The sequence below is a fragment of the Ruegeria sp. CJ2 genome, from assembly GCF_056536745.1.
In genome coordinates this window covers 35,279-60,399 of the sequence record NZ_JBQFQF010000018.1, presented here as the reverse complement: position 1 = coordinate 60,399, position 25,121 = coordinate 35,279, and the positions used below count along the sequence as shown (strand labels likewise).

Below are 25,121 nucleotides of genomic sequence, written 5' to 3'. Positions count from 1 at the left end.
AGGCGATCTATAGATGTTTTGGTCACGATCCGTCGTCTCCGACGATCTGCGTGAATGGATATTGGAGTGTTTTGACTGGTTCGATGAGGTTTTCGTACCGCCAGAACACCCCATCCTTCCAACGCGGGCGTTTTTCACTGCGCCGGGGGGCGCTGACGAAGCAACCGCCAAAGCCGGTGCTTAAAGATGTCAAACGTCATATGGCGTTCGACCAGCCGGTTGAGATCATTCCTTTGGATGTTGTCCCGGTCGAGCATCGCCACACCTATCAGGCGCTCGACAGTGTTGCGGGAACCCATCAGATCATAGATGGCGTTTCGGTTATTCGTTACGATCCCGAAAAGATGAACCGCCCCGTGGAATTCATCAGCCTGATCGCACATGAGTTGATGCACGGGCGGCTTGCGGGGTTCGAGCACGAGCTGCCCGGCGGATACGAGGCGCACGAGCTTGCGACGGACCTTGGCTGCATCATTGCAGGTTTCGGCGTGTTTCAGTTGCAAGGCGCAGACGATGTGGGGTGGTCGGGGTACATGAAACAGCCAACCCGCGCTTTTGCACTGGCCGCTTTTCTAAACCGCCGTGGTCTTGGGCCTGACGCTGTCGCGCCGCATTTGTCATCGCGCTGCAACCGGCTGGTCCGTCGCGCGTTCAATGAAGTTTAGAAGCAGCTTTGGTTCGTCTGTGTGCCCAAGAAAAAGGCCCGCGATAGTCGCGGACCCTTTCTGTTCGGATAGTGGTACAGCTTACTGCGGAATTTCGCCTTCCAGCCCTTCGACGTAGAAGTTCATGCCCGCCAGCGTGCCGTCATCGGCCGTTTCGCCGTCAGCCAGCCAGTCGCTACCGTCTTGCTTTTTGATCGGACCGGTGAAGGGGTGGTATTCACCTGCGGCCATGGCTGCTTTTAGCGCCAGCGCCTCTTCTTTGACATCAGCAGGCACCGCGTCGGAGATCTCACCGATTGCAACCATGCCTTCGCGGATACCATCCCAGGTGTTCGCGCTTTCCCATGTGCCGTCCATTACGGCCTTGGTCCGGGCGATGTAGTAAGGAGCCCAGTCATCAATGATCGACGAGACGCGCGGGAACGGAGCATATTCGCTCATGTCGGACGCCTGACCGAAAGTGACAACATTGCCCGCCTCTTGCGCTGCGGCCTGAGGCGCGGTCGAGTCGGTGTGCTGCAGGATCACGTCCGCGCCCTGTTCGATCAGAACGGTGGCAGCGTCCGCTTCTTTTGCCGGATCAAACCAGGTGTAGGCCCAGACGATCTTGAACTCGACATCCGGGTTCACGGCTTTGGCGTGCAGATAGGCCGAGTTGATGCCGCGGATCACTTCGGGGATCGGATACGAGCCGATATAGCCGATGATGTTCGATTTGGTCATCTTGCCTGCGATATGGCCCTGTACGGCACGGCCTTCGTAGAAACGGGCCGAGTAGACCGAGACGTTCGGCGCGGTTTTGTAACCGGTCGCATGCTCGAACTTTACGTCCGGGAATTTCTTGGCCACGTTGATCGTCGGGTCCATGTAGCCGAACGAAGTGGTAAAGATCAAATCCGCGCCTTCCAGCGCCATCTGGGTCATGACGCGTTCTGCATCCGGGCCTTCGGGAACGGATTCAACGAAAACGGTTTCAACCTTGTCGCCGAATTCCTCTTCAACGGCCAGACGGCCCTTGTTGTGCTCATACGTCCAGCCGCCGTCACCTACGGGGCCGACATAGACAAAGCCGACCTTGGTTTTGTCTTCGGCCATGGCGCCTGTCGCCAGACCCAGCGCCATTGCCGCGCTTGTCAGAAGTGAAGTGAATTTCATGTAGTTACTCCCCAAGTTGGTTCAATTGGCCTCTAGTGCGAGGCATGGAAGGTCCGGCCCAATGCGGCAGGTGCGCTGCTCTTGTCGGCCGAAAGGATCACAAGCACAAGGATCGTGATGATATAGGGCGACATTGCCAGATACTCGACAGGGATGGCAACGCCCGCTGCCTGCAAATTAAGCTGCAAGACGGTGATGCCGCCGAACAAATAGGCACCCAGCAATGCGCGCCAGGGTTTCCAGCTGGCGAAGACCACCAGCGCAAGGGCGATCCAGCCGACACCGGCCGTCATGCCCTCGGTCCATTGCGGGACACGAATAAGGCTGATGTAAGCGCCACCCAGACCCGCGCAGGCCCCGCCGAACAGGATCGCCATGATGCGGATCTTGATGACTTTGTAGCCAAGCGCATGGGCCGCGTCGTGGTTTTCACCGACCGCGCGCAGGATCAGGCCAACGCGGGTATATTTCAGGGTGGCCCAAACCGCAGCCGTCAGAGCGATCCCGACATAAAGGATCGGATCGTGCTGGAACAGGATCGGGCCGATAACAGGGATATCGCTGATCAGCGGGATGTGAATATCCCCCATGCTGGGCGGTTTGATCCCCACATAGCTTTGGCCCAGAAGGGCGCTGAAACCCAAGCCAAACAAGGTGAGCGCAAGGCCACTGGCGACCTGGTTGGCCAGCGCGACCTGCGTCAGCAGCACGAACAGCAGGGACAGCACCGCACCGCCGATGGCCGCAGCGATAAAGCCCAGCCAGGGTGACCCGGTCTCGACCGAGATCGCAAAGCCGCTGATTGCGCCGACGATCATCATGCCCTCGACGCCGAGGTTCAAAACACCTGCTTTTTCGACGACCAGCTCTCCGATCGCGGCCAAAAGCAGGGGGGTTGCGGCCACCATCAGAGAGGCGACCAAGAGGACGGGGTTGATTTCACCAAGGTCCATTACGCTACCTCGCTACGGGCCGCACGGATGCGGTAGTTTGTCAGAAGATCGAAAGCCAGCAGGAAGAACAGAAGCATCCCCTGAAACACCTGAATGGCGGCGGCAGGCAGGCCAAGCTGGGACTGCGCGATTTCACCGCCGATATAGGTCAGCGCCATCAGGCCACCGGCCAGCAGGATGCCCACCGGGTGCAGGCGGCCGAGGAAGGCCACGATGATCGCGGTAAAGCCATAGCCGACGTTGAAGTCGATGCTGACCACACCCGAAGGTCCCGAGACCTCGAACATCCCGGCCAGTCCTGCCAGTGCTCCGGAAACGCCCAAGCAGAACAGGATCAGGCGGGCCGGGTTCACGCCTGCGAACTTGGCGGCGCGCGGTGCCTCTCCCGTCAGGCGGATGTGGAAGCCCAGCATGTGACGATTGAGCAGGACATAGGCAAAGATCACGGCGATCAGCGCTGTCACTACGCCCCAGTGCATCCCGGACCCGGCGATCAGTTCCGCGTTATGCGCACTGTCATAGGCTTGCAGGTTGCGCGACCCGGGAAAGCCGAACCCTTCGGGGTTTTTCAGCAGGCCCAGCGAAACCGAGGCCAGCATCTGTTCGGCCACATAGACCAGCATCAGCGACACGAGGATTTCGTTGGTGCCAAAGCGGACTTTCAGAAAGGCAGGGATCATCGCCCAGAGCCAGCCACCGAACGCACCGGCAATCACCATGATTGGAAAGATGTAGAACGCGTCCAGCGGATAGAAGGCCAGACCTGCACCTGCGCCAAAGATGGCACCCATGATGTACTGACCCTCGGCCCCGATATTCCAGATACCGGCGCGAAAGCCCAGCGACAGCCCAATTGCGATCAACACCAAAGGCGCACCTTTCACCAGAAGTTGCGGGCGGTAATAAAAGGCGAACTCACCAAACAGCGGTTCCCAGAAAATGGTACCGATGGCTTCGACCGGGTTCTTGCCCAGAATGGCGAACAGAATGCCGCCGAAAACCATTGTCGCCACTACCGCGACCAGAGGGGTGGCATAAGACCACGCCTTGGACGGCTGAGGCCGTTTCTCCAACACAATCATCTACTCACACCCCCGTTTTCATCTTTTTCTGTAATGCTTTAGACATGGGCCACCTCCATGCCGTGTGCGCCGCCCATCATCAGGCCGATTTCGTCTACCGTCAGCCCGGTGGTCGGGCGGGGCGCGCTTAGTCGTCCTTCGTTCAAGGCCGCGAAACTGTCTGAGATCTCCATCAGCTCATCCAGATCCTGACTGATGCAGATGACCGCAGTGCCCTTGGCCGCCAGGTCCAGAATGGCCTGCCGGATCGAGGCCGCCGCCGCCGCGTCCACACCCCAAGTGGGTTGGTTCACGACCAGCACATCCGGGTTTTGCAGAACTTCGCGACCGATCACGAATTTTTGCAGGTTCCCGCCCGATAGCGAACGCGCAGCGTTCTCTGGCCCCGGCGTGCGTACGTCAAACGCCTCAATGATCTTTTCCGCAAAGTTTTTGGTGTCGGCCCATTTCAGGAACCCGTTGTTTTCCAGCCCTTCGCGGACAGAACCCGTCAGCAGGGCGTTTTCGGTCAGGCTCATATCCGGTGCGGCCGCATGGCCCAGACGTTCTTCGGGCGCGGTCAGCACGCCCAGCTTGCGTCGCGCGGTGGGGCCGAGCTTGCCGATCTTCTGACCGTTGAACTTGATCGCATCGGCTGTTGTGAGAATTTCACCCGACAAAACGCCCAGCAGTTCGTCCTGACCGTTACCGGCGACGCCACCAATGCCCAGAACCTCACCTTTGCGGACAGTCATGTGCACATTGCGCAGTGCCGTACCAAATTCCGACGGCGAGGGTACCGACAATCCGCTGACATCCAGCGCGACGTCGCCAAATTCTCGGCCACCGCGTTCTGGTGTTTGCAAGGTCGAACCCACCATCATTTCAGCCATGTCGCGGGCCGAGGTTTCCGCCGGAACACATTCGCCGACGTTCTTACCCAGCCGCAGGATTGTGGCGTGGTCGCAGAGCGTGCGGATCTCTTCCAGCTTGTGCGAAATATACAGGATCGAGGTGCCCTCGGACCGCAGTTTGTTGAGCGTTTCAAACAGGATATCGACCTCTTGCGGGGTCAGAACCGAGGTCGGCTCGTCCATGATCAGCAGCTTGGGGTCCTGCAACAGGCAGCGGATGATTTCGACCCGTTGCCGCTCACCCGCGGACAGATCGCCGACGGTGCGATACGGGTCCAAAGGCAGCCCATAGGTCTCGGACACTTCGCGGATACGCGAGGCCAGATCGCCCATTGGCGGCGGGTTCTCCATCCCCAGCGCGATGTTTTCGGCCACGTTCAGCGCGTCAAACAACGAGAAATGCTGGAACACCATCGCGATCCCGTCCGCCCGAGCCGCGCGGGGTTCGGGCGGGGCAAAAGGCTGACCTCGCAGCAGCATCGTGCCACTGTCTGGCTTCACCAGCCCATAGATCATTTTCACCAGCGTGGACTTGCCCGCGCCATTCTCGCCCAGCAGGGCGTGAACTTCGCCTTCGCCGATGTCAAAGGACACCTGATCATTGGCCACGACGCCGGGATAGGCTTTGGTCAGCCCTTGTAAGCTTAGGAGTGGAGTGGTCACGCGCTCAGGTCCTTCTTCAACTCGTTCTGCCGGGCGGGGCGCAGCAATTGGGCTGCAACGCCAACGGCGATCATCTGCGGGTGTTTGCCCAGACCGGGGTCACCGATGGGGCAGGTGATCCGGCCGATCCGCTCGGGCGCGTGCCCAAGGGCCGCCAGCCGCGACCGGAATCGCGCCCATTTCGTAGCCGAGCCGATCAGCCCGGCAAAGCCAAAACCGTGCGTCAACAAGCGGTTGCAAAGTTCCAGGTCCAGATTGTGGGAATAGGTCAAAACCAGATGTTCGGCGTCACGCGGGGCATGACGGACAAGTTCGGCGGGTTTTGCGGCGGGTACAGCCGTAACAGAGGCCGGGATATGGTCGGGAAACCGTTCCGGGCCGGTATCGACCCATGTGATTGCCAGCTCGGGCAGCGGTGACAGAACGTCAACCAATGCGCGCCCGACATGGCCCGCGCCCCAGATCCACAGCTTGCGGGTCGGTTTGTGGACGGGCTCAACCATCCAACCGTCCAGAAGCTGGGGCTGCGGGACTGTTCCTTGCCCGCGCGCCTGAGCCATCAGACGTTTGACCATCAACGGCATTTCGGTGCTGGACGCTGAACGTGCGATGATCGTGTCGTCCAGCGCATTCAACGCATCAACGTCATAGACCTCTGTCAGCAAAGACACAGCGCCACCGCAGCATTGCCCCAGATCGGGACCAAGCGCGTGTTGCGTCAGGCGGGACGGTACAGTTTGAGACCGCGCTGCCTCTGCCGCCTGATATTCCAGCGTGCCGCCGCCGATCGTGCCGGATTGCCCGTCCTGCCAGACCAGCATGGCGGCGCCGACTTCGCGCGGGGATGACCCCTTGATCGCAGCGATGACGACCCGGGTGACTTTCCCGTGGGTTTTGACCGCCTCCCTCAAAGCCTCCAAGTCAAATCCCATCAGATGTCTCCCTTCATCCGTTGAATGCCATGCCAGACCTGTTCCGCCGTGGCAGGGGCATCCAGCGCGGGATAGCTGTCTCCGCACGCGGCGACCGCGTTCGACAGCGCCAGCCATGCCGAGATACCCAGCATGAAGGGCGGTTCACCCACCGCTTTCGAGCGATAGATCGTGTCCTCGCGGTTCTCGCCATCCCAAAGTGCGACGTTGAAAATATCGGGTCGGTCCGAGCAGGCCGGGATTTTGTAGGTCGAGGGCGCATGCGTGCGCAGATTGCCCTTGCCGTCCCAGACCAGTTCCTCGGTCGTCAGCCACCCCGCGCCTTGCACATAGCCGCCTTCGACCTGTCCGATGTCCAGCGCCGGGTTCAGGGACGCGCCTGCATCGTGCAGGATATCGGTACGCAGGATACGGTTTTCGCCGGTCAGCGTGTCCACCGCGACCTCGGTGATCGAGGCCCCATACGCGAAATAGAAGAACGGTCGCCCTCGGCCCGCAATCCTGTCCCATTCGATCTTGGGGGTCTTGTAGAACCCCGTCGCGGACAGGCTGATCCGACCCTGATAGGCCAGCGCCGCAGCCTCGGCGAAGGTATAACGTTCTTCGCCAACCGAAACGTGGCCATCCGTAAAGGTGACCGTCGACGGATCGGCCTGATGCCGCTCGGCCAGATAGTCAGCCATCCGGTCGCGGATCGTGTCGCAGGCGGCTTTGACAGCCATGCCGTTCAGGTCACTGCCCGAGGATGCTGCGGTTGCCGATGTATTCGGCACCTTGGCGGTGTCGGTCGCGGTGATCTTGACCATGTCCAGTGGAATTCCGAACCGAGACGCAGCAACTTGCGCAACCTTCTGGAACAGGCCCTGTCCCATCTCGGTGCCGCCATGGTTCAGGTGGACCGAGCCGTCTTGGTACACATGCACCAGCGCACCCGCCTGATTAAGGTGAGTCAGCGTGAAGGAAATCCCGAACTTGACCGGGGAGAAGGCGATACCCTTCTTGATCACGCTGTGCTCGGCGTTCCATTTCTGGATCGCGGCCTTACGCGCGGCATAGTCGCTGGATTCCAGCAATGCCTCGGTCATGCCGTGCAGCTCAAAATCGCTGACCTCCATGCCGTAGGGCGTGGTGTTGCCGCCAGCGGGCAGCGGGCGCACAGGGGCATCGCCGGTTTCAACCGCGCCACGGCTGGTCAGGTCTTCGTGCGGGTCCGGGTGGCCGAGTGGCTTGTCGGCTTGTTCAGCTTCGGCCACCTTGTGCGCGGGTTCATAGTAGTTCCGGCGGCGCAGTTCGACCGGGTCCATTGCCAACGCATGCGCGGCGTGGTCCATCACCCGCTCAATCCCGACCATCCCCTGAGGGCCGCCGAATCCGCGATAGGCGGTGGCGGATTGGGTGTTGGTCTTCAGCCGGTGGCTCTCAATCCGCGCGTTGGGCAGTAAATAGGCGTTGTCGGAATGCAGCATCGCGCGGTCCGCCACGGGCAGGGACAGGTCCTGTGCCCAGCCGCAGATGGCGTGGTGCAGGAACGACACGCCCTGAATATGACCGTTCTCATCGAACCCGGCTTTGTAGGAGATGCGGAACGCATGGCGCTTGCCGGTGATGATCATGTCATCATCGCGGTCATAACGCATCTTGCAGGCCTTACCTGTCTCACGCGCGGCCACGGCGCAGGCAACCGCCAGAGCGTTGCCCTGACTTTCCTTGCCGCCAAACCCGCCCCCCATCCGGCGGGTTTCCACACGAACAGCGTGCATTGGTACGCCCAACGCGTCTGCCACCTTGTGCTGAATCTCGGTCGGGTGCTGGGTCGAGCTGTGCACCAGCATATCCGCGCCCTCGTTCGGCACGGCAAGCGCAGCCTGACCTTCCAGATAGAAATGCTCCTGCCCGCCAAGTTCAAACGACCCTTCGATCACATGAGCCGCGTCCGCAATGGCTGCATCCGCGTCGCCTTTGGCATAGATGCGCGGACCGTCCTCGAACCGGCTGTCGGCGGCCAGCGCGTCTTCGATGGTCAGGATCGGAGTTTCCTCGGCATAGTCGATCTTGCCCAGACGCGCCGCCTTTCGCGCGGCCAGGTGGCTGGTGGCGACGACCAGAAACACCGGTTGGCCGATATAGTGAACGGTCCCGTCCGACAGCAGCGGTTCATCATGGATCGAAGGCGAGACGTCGTTGGCAAAGGGCAGGTCATCAGCTGTCATGACCATAACGACCCCGTCCGCGGCCTTCACAGCCGACAGGTCCATGTCCGAGATTTTGCCTTTGGCAATCGGGCTGAGGCCAAAGGCCAGATGCAGGCTGCCCTTGGGTGTGGGGATATCATCCACGTACCGCGCCGAGCCTGAGACATGCAGCGGGGCTGCGTCGTGGGGGAGGGGTTTGGTCACGCTCATGCCGAAACCTCCAGCACGTTGGTGATCTCGCCCTGATCTTCGAGGAAATAGCGCTCGAGCATCGCTTTGGCGGTTTCCAGACGATAGGTGGCCGAGGCGCGCATATCCGTGAGTGGTTGGTAGTCGTCAGCAAAGGCAGGCAGCGCGGCCTGAATGGTCGCAGCGGTCCACGGTTTGCCGGTCAATGCGGCCTCGACATGGGTTGCCCGTTTCGGAGTGCCTGCCATGCCGCCAAAGGCGATCCGGGCCTGAGTCACGGTGCCCTCTGAAACGGTGATATTGAAACACCCGCAGACGGCCGAGATATCCTGATCGAACCGCTTGCTGAGTTTGTACGCCTTCAGGCGGTCCGCCTGACGCGGGAAGCTGACGGCTTCGACGAATTCTCCGGGTGCGCGGTCTTGTTTGCCGTAGTCGATGAAGAAATTCTCCAGCGGCATAGACCGGCGCTTATCCCCCTTGCGCAGATGCAGGGTTGCGCCAAGGGCAATTAGCGCGGGCGGGTTGTCCCCGATGGGCGATCCGTTGGCGATGTTACCGCCCACGGTCGCGGCGTGGCGGACCTGTACGCTGGCATAACGACGGATCATCTCGGCGTAAGAGGGGTGGTGGTCGTTCAGAGCCGCGCCCATCCGGTTCATGTCGACCATGGCACCAAAGCGGATTTCTTCGTCAGAGATTGTGATCTGCTTGAGATCATCGCACTGGTTGAGGAAAATCACCGGGTCTAGATCGCGCAGTTGTTTGGTGACCCAAAGGCCCACATCCGTGGCCCCGGCAACCAGTGTCGCATCCGGGTGTTGCGTGTAAAGGGCGGCCAGTTCGTCGGCGGAGTTGGGGAGGTAGGGGGGCTCTGCCCCCCGGCCTGCGGCCTCCCCCCGAAGTATTTTTGAACAAGAGAAGGACTTGTCGTCGGTGACCCATTTCGGGACGGGGTGGGGTTCGGCGGCTTTGGCGGCACGAATAATCGGGGCGTAACCAGTGCAGCGGCAGAGATTGCCTGCAAGCTGTGTATCGTGGTCGGTTGCGCCATTTGTGTGGCTTGCGACCATCGACATCACGAAGCCGGGGGTGCAGAAGCCGCATTGCGAGCCGTGCAGGTCAACCATGGCCTGTTGCACCGGATGGGCCTCACCGCTCGGGCTGCTGGCGCCTTCGACGGTGCGCACCGCTTTGTCATGCAATTGTGGGAGAAACAAAATGCAGGAGTTCAGCGCCTTTGCGCCGCCCTCATCCGTGACCATGACGGTACAGGCCCCGCAGTCGCCTTCGTTGCAGCCTTCTTTGGTGCCGGTCAGACCGCGATCGTCGCGCAGCCAATCCAGCAGGGTGGCCGTCGGATCAACATCCGACAGCTCCACGGTCTCTCCGTTCAGAAGAAACGTGATATCCATTCGTGAAACCCGTCGCCTTACCCGGTTGCGCCCTTGGGTGCCCTCCTTCGATGCGACGTAGAAAGAGTGGCGGGCGGAGTGCTTGCCGTCAGATGTTAGAAACAGCGCGCCTTATCTGGCAAGAAAAACTGCCTGTGATATGCACCATTACGCGCGTCTGACGCGAATTCTTGTGGTTTGCTTAACAATTAGTCGGCTGTTTTTAAATAATTTTTTGGGGTGGTGTTGTTACCATTCCCGAAGCACCTTCTGGAAAAGCCGAATAATAGACGCTGATTTTTTAGGCATTGAAAGGGTGCGGTTCGCGCTTTTGCCGGGCCGCAGGCTGGGATAGCGTAGCGGTTATGAGCAGTACCCCTCGATTCATTCACCTCCGCGTTCACACCGAATATTCCCTGCTGGAAGGCGCTGTGCGGCTGAAAAAGCTGCCGGGTCTGTGTGAGAAGATGGAGATGCCCGCAGTTGCGGTCACCGACACCAATTCGATGTTCTCGGCATTGGAGTTTTCCGTGACGGCCAGCGGCGCGGGTGTGCAGCCGATCATGGGATGCCAGGTTGATTTGGCCTACGTTCAGGCGCAGCCCGGGGAAAAGCCCAAGGCACCCGCACCGCTGGTGCTGCTGGCGCAATCCGAGGTTGGGTATGAGAACCTGATGAAGCTCAGCTCGTGCCTCTATGTTGATAAGGGCGGGCAGTTGCCGCAGGTCACGTTGGAAGAATTGGCGGACCGGTCAGACGGCTTAATCTGCTTGTCCGGCGGCCCGGATGGGCCAGTTGGTATGCTGTTGCAGCAAGGGCAGCGCCCTGCGGCGGAGGCTTTGGTGGATCGGCTGGCGGGGATGTTCCCTGATCGCCTTTATATCGAACTGCAGCGCCATCCGGGGGAAGGTGGGCAGCCCGAGGCCGAACGCCTGACAGAGCGCGGCCATGTTGAGATGGCTTATGCCAAGAACTTGCCCTTGGTGGCCACCAACGACGTCTATTTCCCCTCGTCGGATATGTATGAGGCGCACGATGCGCTGATCTGTATCTCTGAGGGGGCGTATGTCGATCAGCAGGAGGGCCGACGTCGTCTGACAGCGCAGCATTATTTCAAGTCGCAGCAGGAAATGGTGACGTTGTTCGCGGACCTGCCAGAGGCGATCGAGAACACAGTTGAGATTGCACGGCGTTGCGCGTTCATGGCCTATCGCCGCGATCCGATCCTGCCGAAATTTGCCGATGACGAGGTGGCCGAACTGCGCCGTATCGCCAATGAGGGGTTGCAGAAGCGCTTGGCCGTGATCCCTCATGCGGTGACGCCCGAGGAATATCAGGAGCGTCTGGATTTCGAGCTTGGCATTATCGAAGGCATGGGCTTTCCCGGCTATTTCCTGATCGTTGCGGACTTTATCCAATGGGCCAAGGATCATGACATTCCGGTGGGGCCGGGGCGGGGCTCGGGCGCGGGATCATTGGTGGCTTATGCGCTGACGATCACTGATCTTGATCCGTTGCGCTATAGCTTGCTGTTTGAGCGGTTTTTGAACCCCGAGCGGGTCTCGATGCCCGACTTTGATATCGACTTCTGTATGGATCGCCGGGAAGAGGTGATCCGATACGTTCAACAGAAATACGGGCGCGACAAGGTGGGGCAGATCATCACCTTTGGCGCTTTGCTTTCGAAGGCCGCCGTGCGCGATATCGGGCGGGTGTTGCAGATGCCTTATGGTCAGGTGGACCGCCTGTCCAAGATGATCCCGGTTGAGGGTGTGAAACCCGTCTCCATTGAGAAGGCGTTGAAAGACGAACCTCGCCTGCGCGAAGAGGCACGCAACGAAGAGGTTGTGGACCGGTTGCTGACCTATGGCCAACAGGTCGAGGGGCTGTTGCGCAATGCGTCCACTCACGCGGCGGGGGTGGTGATTGGGGACCGGCCTCTGGATGCGCTGGTGCCTCTGTATCAGGATCCGCGATCCGACATGCCTGCGACCCAGTTCAACATGAAATGGGTGGAACAGGCCGGGCTGGTCAAATTCGACTTTCTGGGCCTGAAGACGCTGACAGTGATCCAGAACGCGATGGACATCATCTTTAAGTCCGGGCGGCCTTTGCATATCGCGGCGGATGGCACGGAACTCTATGAACCCGCAGACGGGGCAGAGAACCAGATCAACGCCATCCCGTTGGATGATGAGGCGACATATAAGCTCTATTCCGCTGCTAAGACGGTGGCGGTGTTCCAGGTGGAATCCTCGGGGATGATGGATGCGCTGAAGCGGATGAAGCCCACCTGCATCGAGGATATCGTGGCGCTTGTAGCGCTGTACCGCCCCGGCCCGATGGAGAACATTCCGACCTATTGCGAGGTCAAGAACGGGCTGCGCAAGATCGAATCCGTGCATCCCTTGATCGACCATATCCTTGAGGAAACCCAGGGCATTATCGTTTATCAGGAACAGGTGATGCAGATCGCTCAGGTCATGGCCGGGTACAGCCTCGGCGGTGCCGACCTGCTGCGCCGCGCGATGGGGAAAAAGATCAAAGAGGCGATGGATGCCGAACGCCCCAAGTTCGAAAAGGGCGCGGGTGAAAACGGCGTGGATGCCAAGAAAGCCAGCGAAGTCTTCGACCTGCTGGAGAAATTCGCCAACTACGGCTTCAACAAATCCCACGCGGCGGCTTATGCGGTGGTCAGCTATCAGACCGGCTGGCTGAAGGCGAACCACCCGGTCGAGTTCATGGCCGGGGTCATGAACTGCGATATCCATCTGACCGACAAGCTGGCGGTTTATTTCGAAGAGGTTCGCAAGGGGCTTGAACTGCCCTATGTGCCGCCCTGCGTGAACCGATCTTTGGCGACGTTCGACGTGGTGAACGGAGAGCTGGTCTATGCGCTGGGCGCGTTGAAAAACGTGGGCGTTGAGGCGATGAATCTGGTCGTCGAAGGACGCGCCGACAAGCCTTTCGTGAACCTGTTCGATTTCGCCCGCCGGGTGGATTTGAAAAAGGTCGGTAAACGCCCGCTTGAGATGATGGCACGGGCAGGGGCGTTTGATCAGTTGGACAAAAACCGCCGTCGTGTGTTCGAAAGCCTTGATCCGCTGGTGCAATATTCGGCGGCGATCCACGAACAGAAGAACTCGAACCAGGTATCGCTGTTTGGCGAGGCAGGCGATGACCTGCCCGAACCGCGCCTGTCGCCCACTCCCGATTGGCTGCCCGCTGAACGGTTGAGCGAGGAATTCAAGGCCATCGGCTTTTACCTGTCTGGCCATCCGCTGGACGACTATATGCCCGCGCTGAAACGCAAGCAGGTGATGACGCTGGATGAGGTGACGGAAAAGGCGCGCTCTGGCCCGTTTATTGCAAAGATGGCCGGTGTTGTTGCCGGTCGGCAGGAACGGAAATCGGCGCGCGGCAACCGGTTTGCCTTTGCCCAGCTTTCGGACCCCAGCGGTGCGTATGAGGTGACGCTGTTCTCGGAAACGCTGGAGAAATCGCGCGAGTATCTGGAAACCGGCGCGCAGGTGGTGCTGACGGCTGAGGCGACGATGGAGGCTGATCAGCTGAAACTGCTGGGTCGGTCGGTCGGCCCGGTGGATACGGTCGTAGCCGAAGCAGGCGCAACCGGACTGCGCATATTCGTGGATGAAGAACAAGCCCTTCCCACCGTAGCCAAAGTGCTGGAGGATGCGGCAGGCGCTGCTAAAAACGCCGCGCGCGGGCCGATCCAATTGCTGCTGATGGCCCCCGGACTACCGGGTGAGGTCGAGATGGATCTGGGCCAGAGTTTCCCCATCAACCCGCAAATCAAGGGCGCGATCAAATCGCTGGAAGGCGTGATGTCGGTTGAGGAGTTCTGAACCTCGCCTTTTGTTGCCACAGAGTTTTTGCCCGGCTAGGCTGAGACTATGCCCGTTTGGGGCGTGTCACAGGGAGGGCACTGATATGGCAATTTTAGCTAATGGTTTTAGAACACTCGCGATCGCTGCGACCGCGTCACTGGCGTTGGTCTCTGCGTCGGTCGCGGTGGCAGATGACAAAGATGACAAGAAGAAAAAGCAAACCATCGAAGGCGCCTTGATAGGTGCTGGCGTGGGTGCCTTGATTGGCGATGGCAAGGGGGCTGCCATCGGCGGTGTTGCCGGGGCAATTATCGGACACAACTGGAAGTGATGGCGATGCGGTTTACAACATTCAGAGCGCTGGCATCGGCGGTGACACTTACAGTTCCCTGTACGGCTTTTGCAGACGATGCGGCTGATCAGATGGTGCAGGATGCGCTACCGGTCATGCACTATACCTGCGCCTCGATTGCTGAGGAAGCGGATGGGGATGAAGCCTTTGTCGTGGCGGTTGTCGAGAAAATGACGGCGCTGTCGCTGAGTAACCGCCAGATCAATATCGAGGATCACGCCGCGACGGACGAGGAGAAAGCGCAACTGCGCGAGGCCTTTATCGCCGCCCTGTCCGAAGGCTGCGCGGCAGACAAGGATGCCCTTCTGGGTGGTGTGGTTGATAACGCGGTGAAATCGGCGTTGGGACTATAGGCCTTCAATAATGCGGCGGGCGCTCGTCGCCAAAGACAACACCGCCTGAACCTTCCTGTGCCCGTTCAGCCTCGCGCTGCAACAGCATCTCGACCCGGCGGGTCAGGCGGTCGATCTCGCTTTGCTGCCGCGTGACAACGGTGTTCAGCTCTTCGACCGTGCGGGTCAGATGGGCAATCTGTTCTTCCAGATGTTGCATTTGGGTCTCCTTGGGTGCGGTCATAGCGACCCAGTGGCGTCAAGGCCAGCGAAAGCGCGCCTTGCCCCGATGCGGGGCATGGGATAGACCGCGCGCGGAACACTCAACGCCCAAGGACGCCCCACATGGCCAAGCCCAAGAAACAGCCCCGCCCCAAGGCCGTAACGCCGAAAGGGTTCCGCGACTATTTCGGCCAGGAAGTCTCGCAGCGCGCGCAGATGCTGCAGACGATTGCGGACGTCTATCATCGCTACGGGTTTGACGCGTTAGAGAGCAGCGCCGTGGAAACGGTCGAGGCGCTGGGCAAGTTTCTACCCGACGTGGATCGCCCGAACGAAGGCGTATTTGCGTGGCAGGAATTTGACGAGGGCGGAAATGGCGACTGGATGGCTCTGCGCTATGACCTGACCGCGCCGCTGGCCCGTGTTTATGCGCAGCACCGCAACGACCTGCCGACGCCCTATCGCCGCTATGCGATGGGCCCGGTCTGGCGCAACGAAAAGCCGGGGCCGGGGCGGTATCGTCAATTTTATCAATGCGATGCGGATACGGTGGGCACGGCGTCGATGGCCGCCGATGCCGAGATTTGTGCGATGTTGTCGGATACGTTGGAGACCGTGGGTATCCCGCGCGGAGACTATCTGGTGCGGGTGAACAACCGCAAGGTTTTGAATGGTGTTTTGGAGGCGATGGGTCTAGGTGAAGACGCCGCCGCCCGCGACAATGTTCTGCGCACCATCGACAAGTTCGACAAGGTTGGTGAAGCCGGTGTGCGTGAGTTGTTGACCAAGGGCCGATTGGATGCCTCGGGCGCGTTTATCGACGGTGTGGGTCTGAGCGAAGATCAGGCCGAGCCGGTGATTGCCTTCCTGACCTCGAAAGCTGCGGATACCGCTGGGACGCTGGCGAACCTGCGTGCGGCCGTTGGCGACAGCAAAATCGGGGCCGACGGGATTGCCGAATTGGAACAGATTGGTGCCCTGCTGGATGCGGGCGGCTATGGCGCGGACCGGATCGAGATCGACCCCTCGGTCGTGCGGGGCCTCGGCTATTACACCGGACCGGTCTATGAGGCCGAGTTGACGTTTGAGATTTTCGACGAAAAAGGCCGCAAGCGGCAGTTCGGGTCGGTCTCGGGCGGTGGTCGATATGATGATCTGGTCAAACGGTTCACCGGGCAAGAGGTTCCTGCGACCGGCGTTTCCATCGGCGTTGACCGTCTGCTGGCCGCTCTGCGTGAAAAGGGCCGGATTGCAGCGCAGGCCACCGGCCCCGTGGTTGTGACCGTGATGGACCGCGACCGTATGGCCGATTATCAGGCCATGGTGGCCGAGCTGCGAAATGCGGGCATCCGGGCTGAGGTCTATCTGGGCAACCCCAAGAATTTCGGCAATCAGTTGAAATATGCGGACAAGCGGAATTCGCCCATCGCGGTGATCGAAGGCGGTGACGAAAAGGCCAACGGGATCGTGCAGATCAAGGACCTGATCCTAGGGGCCAAGATCGCCGAAAGCGCCACGCTTGAGGAATGGAAGGAACGTCCCAGCCAATTCGAAGTGCCACGCGGTGATCTGGTCGCCAAGGTGCGCGAAATTCTGGACAGTCAGGACTGACCCATGCCCAACCGTTCCCAGATACAGGCCCGCGCCGCGATGATGCGCGTCAGGTTCGAGGCCGCAGGCGCGCAGGTCGTGGACCCTCCGCTTCTGCAACCGGCGGACACGCTGCTGGACCTTTATGGCGAGGATATTCGCGCGCGCGCCTATGTGACCTCGGACGCATTGCGGGGTGAGCAGATGTTGCGGCCGGATTTCACGCTGCCCGTGGTGCAGATGCATATGCGCGAGGGGGCCGAGCCAGCGCGCTATACCTATTCCGGTGAGGTTTTCCGCCGTCAGGAGCACGACCCGGACCGTTCGAATGAATATATTCAGGTCGGGTACGAAGTATTCGACCGCAACGACCCCGCAGGCGCGGATGCGGAAGTTTTCTCGTTATTTGCGCTGCAACTTCGTGGCTTGCCGCTGCGCGCGGCGACCGGGGATATCGGTATCCTGACCGCAGCCGTTGCGGGTTTGAAAACCACCGACCGCCGCAAATCCGCCCTGATGCGGCACTTGTGGCGGCCTCGCCGGTTCCGCGTTCTTTTGGATCGCTTCGCTGGGCGCAAGCCCGGCCCGGAAGGGCGTGACACTCTGCTGGATGCCAAAGATCCACTTGCCATCGACGCGCCCATGATCGGCAAGCGGCGCGCAGCCGAGATCGAGGCACGGATCGCCGCGCTGCGCGAAGATCGCGATACGCCTCCGATCTCAGACAACGAATTGGTCGGGCTGGAAACCCTGTTGAACGTGCGCGAAACGATGCCCTTCGCGCTGGAGCAACTGCGGGATGTGGCGGTGGATCTGCCTCAGATTACCCCTGCGCTGGACCGGTTGGAGGCGCGGGTTGCGTCGCTGCAAGCGCGCGGAGTGGATGTGGAGCGGTTGGACTTCGAAGCTGCCTATGGCCGCACGTCGATGGAATATTACGACGGCTTTGTTTTCGGTTTCTACGCCGAAGGTCGCCCCGACCTGCCACCGGTTGCAACTGGTGGGCGCTATGACGCGCTGACCCGGCAGTTGGGGAATGGGGCCGAAATCCCGGCCGTAGGCGGCGTGATCCGCCCCGACTTGATGCTTGAAATTGAGGAGGCCGCGCAATGAGCCTGAAACTGGGCGTGCCCTCGAAGGGCCGGTTGATGGAAAAGACCTTCTCATGGTTCGAAAAGCGCGGCATCACCCTGTCGCGCAGCGGATCGGACCGGGAATACGCGGGCAAGGTCGATGGGATCGACGGTGTTTCGCTGATCCTGCTGTCCGCAGGTGAAATCCCGCGCGAACTGGCCGCCGGGCGCATTCATCTGGGCGTGACCGGCATTGATCTGGTGCACGAGAAACTGCCGCGCTGGGAACAGCAGGTCGAGGAGGTTTCGCAGCTTGGTTTTGGCAAGGCGGACCTGATCATCGCGACCCCGGCCTGTTGGGTGGACGTGGACACGCTGGACGATCTGGACGCGGCGGCGGCAGCCTTCCGCAAGACCCACGGTCACCGGCTGCGGATTGCGACCAAGTATCATCGGCTCGTGCGCGAATTCCTGACGGATGCGGGCGTGGCCGATTACACTCTGGTCGACAGTCAGGGCGCGACCGAGGGCACCGTTATGAACGAAACCGCCGAGGCGATTGCCGACATCACCTCGACCGGGGAAACGCTGCGGGCGAACCACCTGAAAATCCTGACCGACGGGTTGATCCTGCAATCGCAGGCGACGCTGTGGCGTAGCCGTGTGGCCAAGTATGAGGCTGAGGACAAAGCCGTTCTGTCCGACCTGTTGGACCGCCTGGGCTAAAGCACCCCGATATCCGCCAATGCGCGGTTCAGTTCGTCGGGCAGGGCATCGTCCTGCGCGCGACCCTTGGGTAGGTCGGCTGGGGTATCCTCGGGTTTGAGATAGCGCCACCCCTGAAACGGGCGCTTCAGGGCGTTCTGGGTGCGGTGCACTTCGGGGTCCAGCACGATGGCGCAGCGGCGGACGCCGTCCTCGCCACGCACTTCATCCAACCGCAGGATGCGCTGGCGGCATTGGATTACACCCTTGATCACCCAATAGATTGATCCGCCGTTCAAAATCTCGGCCTCGCGCTTGGGCCACATGCGGGTGACATGGCGCGGGCAACCGTCCTCATAGAGCGGTTTGCGGCTGTCTTGCCACGCCATCAACGTATCGACGCTTTCCGATCCGACCGAAAGTTTGATGAGGTTTACATAGTTATCCACAGCTTTCCCACAGAGTCGTCCCAAGCTTGATCTCTATATTGTAGCTCGCAATGCGATGTCATCAAGGTGTTGTGGTTTTGTTGTGATTTGAGGTAGTCTGGATACCTCTTTCAGGACAGGGAATCACCAATGAGCCGCTTTGCCGCCCCCATCGCCGAGCAGATCTGGGACATGAAATACCGCTTCAAGCAGGCGGATGGCACACCTATCGACCAGACGGTCGAGGATAGCTGGCGGCGCATCGCCCGCGACTTGGCGCGTGTGGAAAAAGACCCGGCCCATTGGGAGGACAAGTTCTTTGAGGCGCTGGAGGATTTCAAATACCTCCCCGCCGGACGCATCACCGCAGGCGCCGGGACCGCGCGTCAGGTAACGCTGTTCAACTGTTTTGTCATGGGCACGATCCCCGACAGCATGGGCGGTATCTTTGACATGCTGAAAGAGGCCGCGCTGACCATGCAGCAGGGCGGGGGGATCGGTTACGATTTCTCGACCATCCGACCGCGTGGCGCGGATGTGCATGGGGTAGCAGCCGATGCCTCTGGCCCGCTGTCCTTCATGGATGTGTGGGACGCGATGTGTCGCACCATCATGTCTGCTGGTTCGCGCCGTGGGGCGATGATGGCGACGATGCGCTGCGATCACCCGGATATCGAGCAATTCATCACCGCCAAATCCGACCCCGCCCGCCTGCGCATGTTCAACATGTCTGTGTTAGTCACGGACCCGTTTATGGAAGCGGTCAAAGCCGATGGCCCGTGGGAACTGGTCTTTGGCGACAAGGTTTATCACACGGTGCAAGCGCGTGATCTGTGGAACAAGATCATGCAGGCCACTTATGACTATGCCGAGCCGGGCGTGATCTTCATTGACCGTATCAATCAGGCCAACAACCTCAGCTATGTGGAAACCATCGCGGCGACGAACCCCTGTGGCGAGCAGCCCCTGCCGCCATACGGTGCGTGTCTGCTGGGCTCGATCAACCTTGCGCGGCTGGTGGCGGAACCCTTCGAGGGCGCCGCCCATCTGGATGAGACCGCGTTGCAGGAACTGGTCGCTACTGCCGTCCGCATGATGGACAACGTGGTGGATGCGTCGAAATTCCCGCTGATCGAGCAAGAGGCCGAGGCGCAGGACAAGCGCCGCATCGGGCTGGGCGTGACCGGGTTGGCCGACGCGCTGCTGATGTTGGGTCTGCGCTATGGCTCGGACGAAGCGGCGCGTCAGACCGAGCGCTGGCTGCACGCGATCGCGCGCGCCGCGTATCTGGCGTCGGTGGACTTGGCGAAGGAAAAAGGGGCGTTCCCTTTGTTTGATGCCGAGAAATATCTGGCCAGCGGCACCATGCAGCAGATGGATGAGGATGTGCGCGACGCGATTCGCGAACACGGTATCCGCAACGCTCTGCTGACCTCGATCGCGCCGACGGGGACGATTTCGCTTTATGCCGGTAACGTGTCTTCGGGGATCGAGCCGGTCTTTGCCTATGCCTATACGCGCAAGGTGTTGCAGAAGGATGGCTCGCGCACCGAGGAAGAGGTGGTGGATTATGCCGTGCAGATGTGGCGCGACAAGTTCGGTGATGCCACCTTGCCCGACTATTTCGTGAACGCTCAGACGCTGTCCCCGTCCGATCATGTCAGGATGCAGGCGGCGGCGCAGAAATGGATCGACAGTTCGATCTCGAAGACGATCAACTGCCCCGAGGATATCAGCTTTGACGCATTCAAGGACGTTTACATGCAGGCTTGGGATCAAGGCTGCAAAGGTTGCACGACCTATCGTCCGAATGATGTGACCGGATCGGTCCTGACTGTTTCTGAAAGCGCAGACAAAGTGCCGGGCGAGAGCGCCGACGCGCCGCACGAGGTTGATGGCGGCGACGTGATCTACATGTCCGAACCGCTGGACCGGCCGCAGTCGCTGGAGGGGTCGACCTACAAGCTGAAATGGCCCGACAGCGAGCACGCGATCTACCTGACTATCAACGATATTGTCATCGGTGGCCGCCGTCGTCCGTTCGAGGTGTTCATCAACTCGAAGAACATGGAACACTACGCCTGGACGCTGGCGCTGACGCGCATGATTTCTGCCGTATTCCGGCGCGGTGGCGATGTGTCCTTTGTCGTGGAAGAACTGAAGGCCGTCTTCGATCCGCGTGGCGGGGCATGGGTCAAGGGCAAGTACATCCCGTCGATCCTCGCCGCGATTGGTGGCGTCATAGAACAGCACCTGATCAATATCGGCTTTCTGGAAGGCGAGGGCATGGGCCTCAAGTCCGATCCGCAGGCGCAGGTGGTGAATATGGATGGCCCGCGCGGTAAGGCGTGCCCGTCCTGTGGTCAGTTCGATATGGTAATGATCGAGGGTTGCATGACCTGCCGCAGTTGCGGGCATTCCAAGTGTGGCTAGACGATCGGCTTTGAGGCGATGACTGTGTGGGTGGGCATAAATAGCCCATAAGGTTGATTTTTGCGCCCATTTGAACGGTCTTTAATGCCCACAGATTCTTAAGACATTGAAATAAAATAAAAAAGATTCCTGTAGAGTTTTGAGATTGTGCTGCGTTGGCGACCATCGATAACGTTCGCGCTATTGACCAAGACCAGAAAATCTCAAGACTGTGGCCATGGAACCAAATCGTCTCATACACGTCACACGCAAAAGCTGACCAGAATGTTGTACTTGCCCAGCAAAACCGCTCGGGCAGTTCCATGGCTATCGGATACCGAATTGATGAGAAACAAATCGCCTATCGAGGAGTCCCCTCAGTACTCCGAATTGAACGCTCGATTTTCCCGTTTTCTGCTGGACTTCCGAAAGGAAAAACTCGCGCAGCAACTTGCCGGAGACGACAAAAACCGTGACGAGATTACCCGCGGAGACTTTCAGTCATTCAAAGCGCGGATGACTGAGGGTTTAGAACTAACCGATTACGATCTAGATCGTATTCACCGCCGAGTATTGTCTGTACTTCTCCGCCCCGAAGCGGGCTCGGAGCTAAAAGACGAATGAAGCCGGAAGGCGGGAAACTGGCGTGTAGGCCGATCCGCTTTGACGATGAGTGACGGGTTTGAGTCCCAAGCCTCTTAGTAGTATAGAAAACAAGAGGTGCTCACTCGACCTTTTTGTCAATAAAACCAATTGTATTCGCGTTTTCCAAGAGCGTTCGAACCTTTGAGCGATCCAGCCCGGATTCGACTTCAGCGTCAATCTCTAGCTTCAATGACACCTCAGCACCTTGGAGAGTTGTAAGCTGTTCAACAATTGCTTCGACGATTTGATGCATGTCGCGGGCGGGTCGTTCGGCAGATAACATCACGGTTCCCACAAACCGCGTTGGGTCGGGGTCGTCTTTCGGAGAGTTCGGTGTGTCTACAGGTCCAGGTGGTCTGGGTTGCCCTGAGTCATCCGGTAGGGTTCCTGGTTTTGGATCAACTATGTCAGGGTCAGAAGGTTGTGGCTGCTGGCGATGTGCTTCGGCTACCTCAGGTCTCACAATGACAGAATACTGATCAATGCTCACGACTGTTGAAGACGCAGCCTCGATAGAAAGGCCAACATAGCTTCCGCTGGAGTCATCCCATCCTTCTGCATATGCAAAAGGACCCGGCACAATCGCTCCAACCGCCGCTTGCACAGCTTTTGTCAGTGTTTCTCGACCTCTCAAACGGGGCAAGTAGATATACCGGTTCGAGTATTCCCAAAGGTCCTTCAGCTTTAGGTGATCATTTTCATGCCATATGTTCTTTTCTAGCTCTCTGTTCAGCCGCTCTGGACCAATCTCGGGCAGCAGCGCTTCGTCGCTGACGAGCTTTTTACTTGCCCTGGAAAGCACACCATCCTGAGCGGCCACCTTTGCATAAGCAAATTCAACGTCAGCCGGTGCAGCCTCCTGATACGGGTAGACAAGATAGCACCAAGTGTCCTTCAAACGGGTTTTAGCCGTATCTCTGGCTTCTTTTGCTTTTTCTTTAGCCAAAGCAATATCGCTGGTTCTCAGGTTTAGACGGCCCGTCTCTGCATCGCGAACGATTCCGTCCCAAGCAAGTGATGTACGAAAGGCATCTTTCAAATTTTCCAGCTGACGGTTTTCTGCTGTGATGAAAACAAGAGTGTTTCGATAAACCCGAGGTGTTGTGCCCTTCTGAAGGAGCACATCCTTGATTTCGACCATTGCATCTGACGTATCTCGCCCATTGTGCGGGTGTTTTACGCCCAGAACGACAGCGCGAACACCTCCCGCTTCGTCCGGTACAGAACCCGACCCATCTGGGGCCACTTGTACGGCATCAAAGTGCCCTCTGTCGGCGATACCGTTGATGTACGATGCCAGCGCTTTGTCAATTTCGACGTCGATCAAGGCGTCCTCGAACTGCCCGGCTCTGTCCGCAGCGACCCTGTTCAAACTTGCGGACATGGAATACCAATGCCGGCCCAGATCGCTGTGCATGAACTTTGCTTGGTTCGTTAGTCGGCGGAGTGCATCTCCGAAAATTGCGACTCTCTCGCCAGGCTGCACCACACCCAGATTGATGTGTTTGTCGTCTATTCCCTGATTTTCTTGCCCGCTGAGAGGTGCAGTTCCCATGAATACTGTACGCGCCACCCTGCGTGTGGCCGAATACCGGTTCAAGTTAGGAGCGGCCTGATCGATTTTGTATGGCGTTGAATTGATCCCATCGATGTCACCAGCGATTATCGACTGCCACGACACATCTAGGTAGTGTAGTAATTCAGGCTCTACTCTTGCAGACCCAATCGCCACACTGCCCGGCATTATCATTACCGATCTGTCGTCGGACATCCAAAGCTCATGGATGACTTGAGCCATCAGCCGAAGTACACCTCGGGTTCGTTGGAACTTCTCAAGTGCCCCCCACGCCGTGTACAAGTGATCAAATAGATCGGGGTGAATAGGGTACGCTTTCTCCAGTTTGCGTCGGTAATCTTCATCAGCACAGCCTTGGGGGAATTCGTTCGGGTTTTCCCGATAGAGTTTGGCAAATTGCTTTAGCGTGTTGTCCCGGTGTCTGTATTTGTCCCCAGGAATTTCTTTGAATAGTCGCCGTCGGACAATCTCGTAGCTTTCCTCTTGCGACGCCGGCCGCCATGAGCTTTCGACCCGACTGAATGTCTGCTTGAGACGGGTTAGAGCTTCCTGACCACCTTCGCCGCCAACTTCGATCTGTGAGGCCGGGAGCGATGCAACCAAAAGAGTGTGTGGCGACGCCTTGACCGCTTCTGTTAGGGCTTGAACGAATGACAAGTTTGCGTCGAAAGAGCCAGAGGGAAGGCCCTCAATTTTGTAGATTTGCCGCAAATAGGCGACCCACTCATCAATCAGGATCAAACTGGGGGCGCACATCCTGAAAATCTCTTCCAGCTTCTCAGAACCAGGAGCAATTCCACTCGCGTCCTGATCGGCGACCAAGTCGAACGCACTCTTTCCGCCCAGTTGCCAAGCAAGCTCTCCCCAGGTCGTTCGGATCTCTTGACCGTCATCGAGCTTGACGACGTCGTGTGGACCACGTGAGGTCCCGACGAGAACAGCCCTGCTGACTTTCTCTGGAACGCTTAAGCCATCCTTGGAAAAAAGCTGATCCAAGCCAGGAAGGTCCTGAGCGGGTGTTTCGCCGGCCATGTGATACAGAGCCAGCATTGAGTGTGTTTTGCCGCCGCCGAAGTTGGTTTGCAGTTCGACGACAGGATCGCCCCCTTTGCCGGAAAGACGCTTGGCTGCTCCTTTGATCAGGGTGCTCAAACCGTCCGTCAGATATGTCCGCCCAAAGAACTCCTTTGGATCGCGATACTCAGGAGGAGCGCTGCCATTATGCACTTTGGCCAGATCAGCCGCAAACTCGGCCTGTTGGAACTCACCGGTCGCAACATCCTGATGCGGCTCCACGACCTCGCGCCAGGGTAGCAAGCCCGCGACCGTTTCGGTTGAGATCGCTGTCGCATTCGACTGTTTGCGCTCTTCGGAGCGCGCCATCTCTGTAAATTTAGTCCGCAGGATGCTGTCGCGCATCTTGCTGATTTCAGACGCAGACTCACCGGCGCTCACGGCTTCTAGAAGCCTGCGCATATTGTCCAGCGCACGTTCCGTGTCGTCGTAGGAGAATTTCTCATCATGCGCGAGTTTGTTTCGCACATCGGTCAGTTCGATAACAATCGAACGGTGCCCCTTGTCCAATGTCGAACGGAACGCCTCGTTCCAGCAACGATCCATGATTTGGAGTAGCTTTTGGGTGTCGAGGCTGAACTTTCCGTTTCCCTGGGGCCGCCAGTGCGGGAACTTGGCGATCACTTCCTGAGGCCACCCCTTACCCATTCCGGCTTCCAAAGAACGCATGACATAGGGTTGAAGCCCTTTCTGCATGTGCTCCATGCCTTCGAATACATACTGGCGATTGCTTTTTGCCATGCGCT

20 protein-coding genes are annotated in these 25,121 nt (G+C 59.1%); 10 read left to right on the top strand and 10 right to left on the bottom strand.

Translation table 11 applies throughout. The features are described from left to right. Positions 1-13: 13 nt before the first annotated feature. Together ACR0MS_RS19355 and ACR0MS_RS19350 are read left to right on the top strand one after the other, a co-directional pair. Positions 14-184, top strand: coding sequence for a hypothetical protein (locus ACR0MS_RS19355; RefSeq protein ID WP_480577472.1), 171 nt, complete (start codon positions 14-16; stop codon positions 182-184). Positions 185-200: 16 nt separating this feature from the next. Further along, the gene (locus tag ACR0MS_RS19350; protein ID WP_480577475.1) at positions 201-665 is read left to right on the top strand and encodes a hypothetical protein; all 465 of its coding nucleotides are present in this window, start codon (positions 201-203) and stop codon (positions 663-665) included. A gap of 81 nt (positions 666-746) precedes the next feature. Here the strand turns inward: ACR0MS_RS19350 and ACR0MS_RS19345 are convergent, their stop codons facing one another. Genes ACR0MS_RS19345 through xdhA form a run of 7 tightly spaced genes read right to left on the bottom strand, consistent with a single transcriptional unit; the run spans position 747 to position 10,139 of the window. Then, positions 747-1,820 carry a BMP family ABC transporter substrate-binding protein gene (locus ACR0MS_RS19345; RefSeq protein WP_171120145.1) on the bottom strand — a complete coding sequence of 358 codons (1,074 nt, stop codon included), beginning with the start codon at positions 1,818-1,820 and terminating at the stop codon, positions 747-749. 32 nt (positions 1,821-1,852) lie between these two features. After that, a complete protein-coding gene (locus ACR0MS_RS19340) occupies positions 1,853-2,773 on the bottom strand; it encodes an ABC transporter permease (RefSeq protein WP_480577478.1) in 921 nt (306 codons plus the stop codon). Next, positions 2,773-3,855, bottom strand: a complete 1,083-nt coding sequence (locus ACR0MS_RS19335; protein WP_480577481.1) for an ABC transporter permease — start codon at positions 3,853-3,855, stop codon at positions 2,773-2,775. The genes ACR0MS_RS19340 and ACR0MS_RS19335 overlap by 1 nt, the downstream gene beginning before the upstream one ends. 38 nt (positions 3,856-3,893) lie before the next feature. Continuing rightward, a complete protein-coding gene (locus ACR0MS_RS19330; protein WP_480577484.1) occupies positions 3,894-5,411 on the bottom strand; it encodes an ABC transporter ATP-binding protein in 1,518 nt (505 codons plus the stop codon). After that, entirely contained in the window at positions 5,408-6,343 is a 936-nt protein-coding gene (gene xdhC, locus ACR0MS_RS19325; protein ID WP_480577487.1) for a xanthine dehydrogenase accessory protein XdhC, read from the bottom strand. Before xdhC ends, ACR0MS_RS19330 begins: the two co-directional genes overlap by 4 nt. Next, a complete protein-coding gene (gene xdhB, locus ACR0MS_RS19320) occupies positions 6,343-8,745 on the bottom strand; it encodes a xanthine dehydrogenase molybdopterin binding subunit (RefSeq protein WP_480577489.1) in 2,403 nt (800 codons plus the stop codon). The genes xdhC and xdhB overlap by 1 nt, the downstream gene beginning before the upstream one ends. Then, positions 8,742-10,139: a xanthine dehydrogenase small subunit gene (gene xdhA, locus ACR0MS_RS19315; RefSeq protein WP_480577492.1), complete on the bottom strand. Its 1,398-nt coding sequence runs from the start codon at positions 10,137-10,139 to the stop codon at positions 8,742-8,744. Before xdhA ends, xdhB begins: the two co-directional genes overlap by 4 nt. Before the next feature lie 344 nt (positions 10,140-10,483). On the opposite strand from xdhA, the gene dnaE reads away from it, so the two are divergent. The 3 genes from dnaE (at position 10,484) to ACR0MS_RS19300 (ending at position 14,671) form a co-directional block, all read left to right on the top strand. Beyond that, complete coding sequence (gene dnaE, locus ACR0MS_RS19310) at positions 10,484-13,984, top strand: DNA polymerase III subunit alpha (protein WP_480577495.1); 3,501 nt, start codon at positions 10,484-10,486, stop codon at positions 13,982-13,984. Between the two features lie 85 nt (positions 13,985-14,069). Next, entirely contained in the window at positions 14,070-14,297 is a 228-nt protein-coding gene (locus tag ACR0MS_RS19305; RefSeq protein ID WP_480577498.1) for a YMGG-like glycine zipper-containing protein, read from the top strand. A gap of 5 nt (positions 14,298-14,302) precedes the next feature. Next, positions 14,303-14,671: a hypothetical protein gene (locus ACR0MS_RS19300; protein WP_480577501.1), complete on the top strand. Its 369-nt coding sequence runs from the start codon at positions 14,303-14,305 to the stop codon at positions 14,669-14,671. Between the two features lie 4 nt (positions 14,672-14,675). Here ACR0MS_RS19300 and ACR0MS_RS19295 read toward each other — a convergent pair whose 3' ends face one another. After that, entirely contained in the window at positions 14,676-14,870 is a 195-nt protein-coding gene (locus ACR0MS_RS19295) for a SlyX family protein (RefSeq protein ID WP_170440680.1), read from the bottom strand. 125 nt (positions 14,871-14,995) lie between these two features. Here ACR0MS_RS19295 and hisS point away from each other — a divergent pair, with 125 nt between their 5' ends. The 3 genes from hisS to hisG are packed head-to-tail and all read left to right on the top strand — an operon-like array spanning position 14,996 to position 18,261. Beyond that, positions 14,996-16,483: a histidine--tRNA ligase gene (hisS, locus tag ACR0MS_RS19290; protein ID WP_480577504.1), complete on the top strand. Its 1,488-nt coding sequence runs from the start codon at positions 14,996-14,998 to the stop codon at positions 16,481-16,483. Positions 16,484-16,486: 3 nt separating this feature from the next. After that, entirely contained in the window at positions 16,487-17,575 is a 1,089-nt protein-coding gene (locus ACR0MS_RS19285) for an ATP phosphoribosyltransferase regulatory subunit (RefSeq protein ID WP_480577507.1), read from the top strand. After that, positions 17,572-18,261: an ATP phosphoribosyltransferase gene (hisG, locus tag ACR0MS_RS19280; RefSeq protein ID WP_480577510.1), complete on the top strand. Its 690-nt coding sequence runs from the start codon at positions 17,572-17,574 to the stop codon at positions 18,259-18,261. Before ACR0MS_RS19285 ends, hisG begins: the two co-directional genes overlap by 4 nt. On the opposite strand, the gene ACR0MS_RS19275 is transcribed toward hisG, so the two are convergent. Continuing rightward, complete coding sequence (locus ACR0MS_RS19275; RefSeq protein ID WP_480577513.1) at positions 18,258-18,689, bottom strand: DUF1489 family protein; 432 nt, start codon at positions 18,687-18,689, stop codon at positions 18,258-18,260. The two genes, hisG and ACR0MS_RS19275, sit on opposite strands and share 4 nt — an antisense overlap. Before the next feature lie 129 nt (positions 18,690-18,818). Between ACR0MS_RS19275 and ACR0MS_RS19270 the strand changes: the two genes are divergently transcribed. Further along, positions 18,819-21,101: an adenosylcobalamin-dependent ribonucleoside-diphosphate reductase gene (locus tag ACR0MS_RS19270; protein ID WP_480577516.1), complete on the top strand. Its 2,283-nt coding sequence runs from the start codon at positions 18,819-18,821 to the stop codon at positions 21,099-21,101. 324 nt (positions 21,102-21,425) lie between these two features. Continuing rightward, on the top strand, positions 21,426-21,704 hold the full coding sequence (locus ACR0MS_RS19265; protein ID WP_480577518.1) for a hypothetical protein: 279 nt from the start codon (positions 21,426-21,428) through the stop codon (positions 21,702-21,704). A gap of 100 nt (positions 21,705-21,804) precedes the next feature. Here ACR0MS_RS19265 and ACR0MS_RS19260 read toward each other — a convergent pair whose 3' ends face one another. Then, positions 21,805-25,116, bottom strand: a complete 3,312-nt coding sequence (locus tag ACR0MS_RS19260; RefSeq protein WP_480577521.1) for a DUF499 domain-containing protein — start codon at positions 25,114-25,116, stop codon at positions 21,805-21,807. Positions 25,117-25,121: the final 5 nt, after the last annotated feature.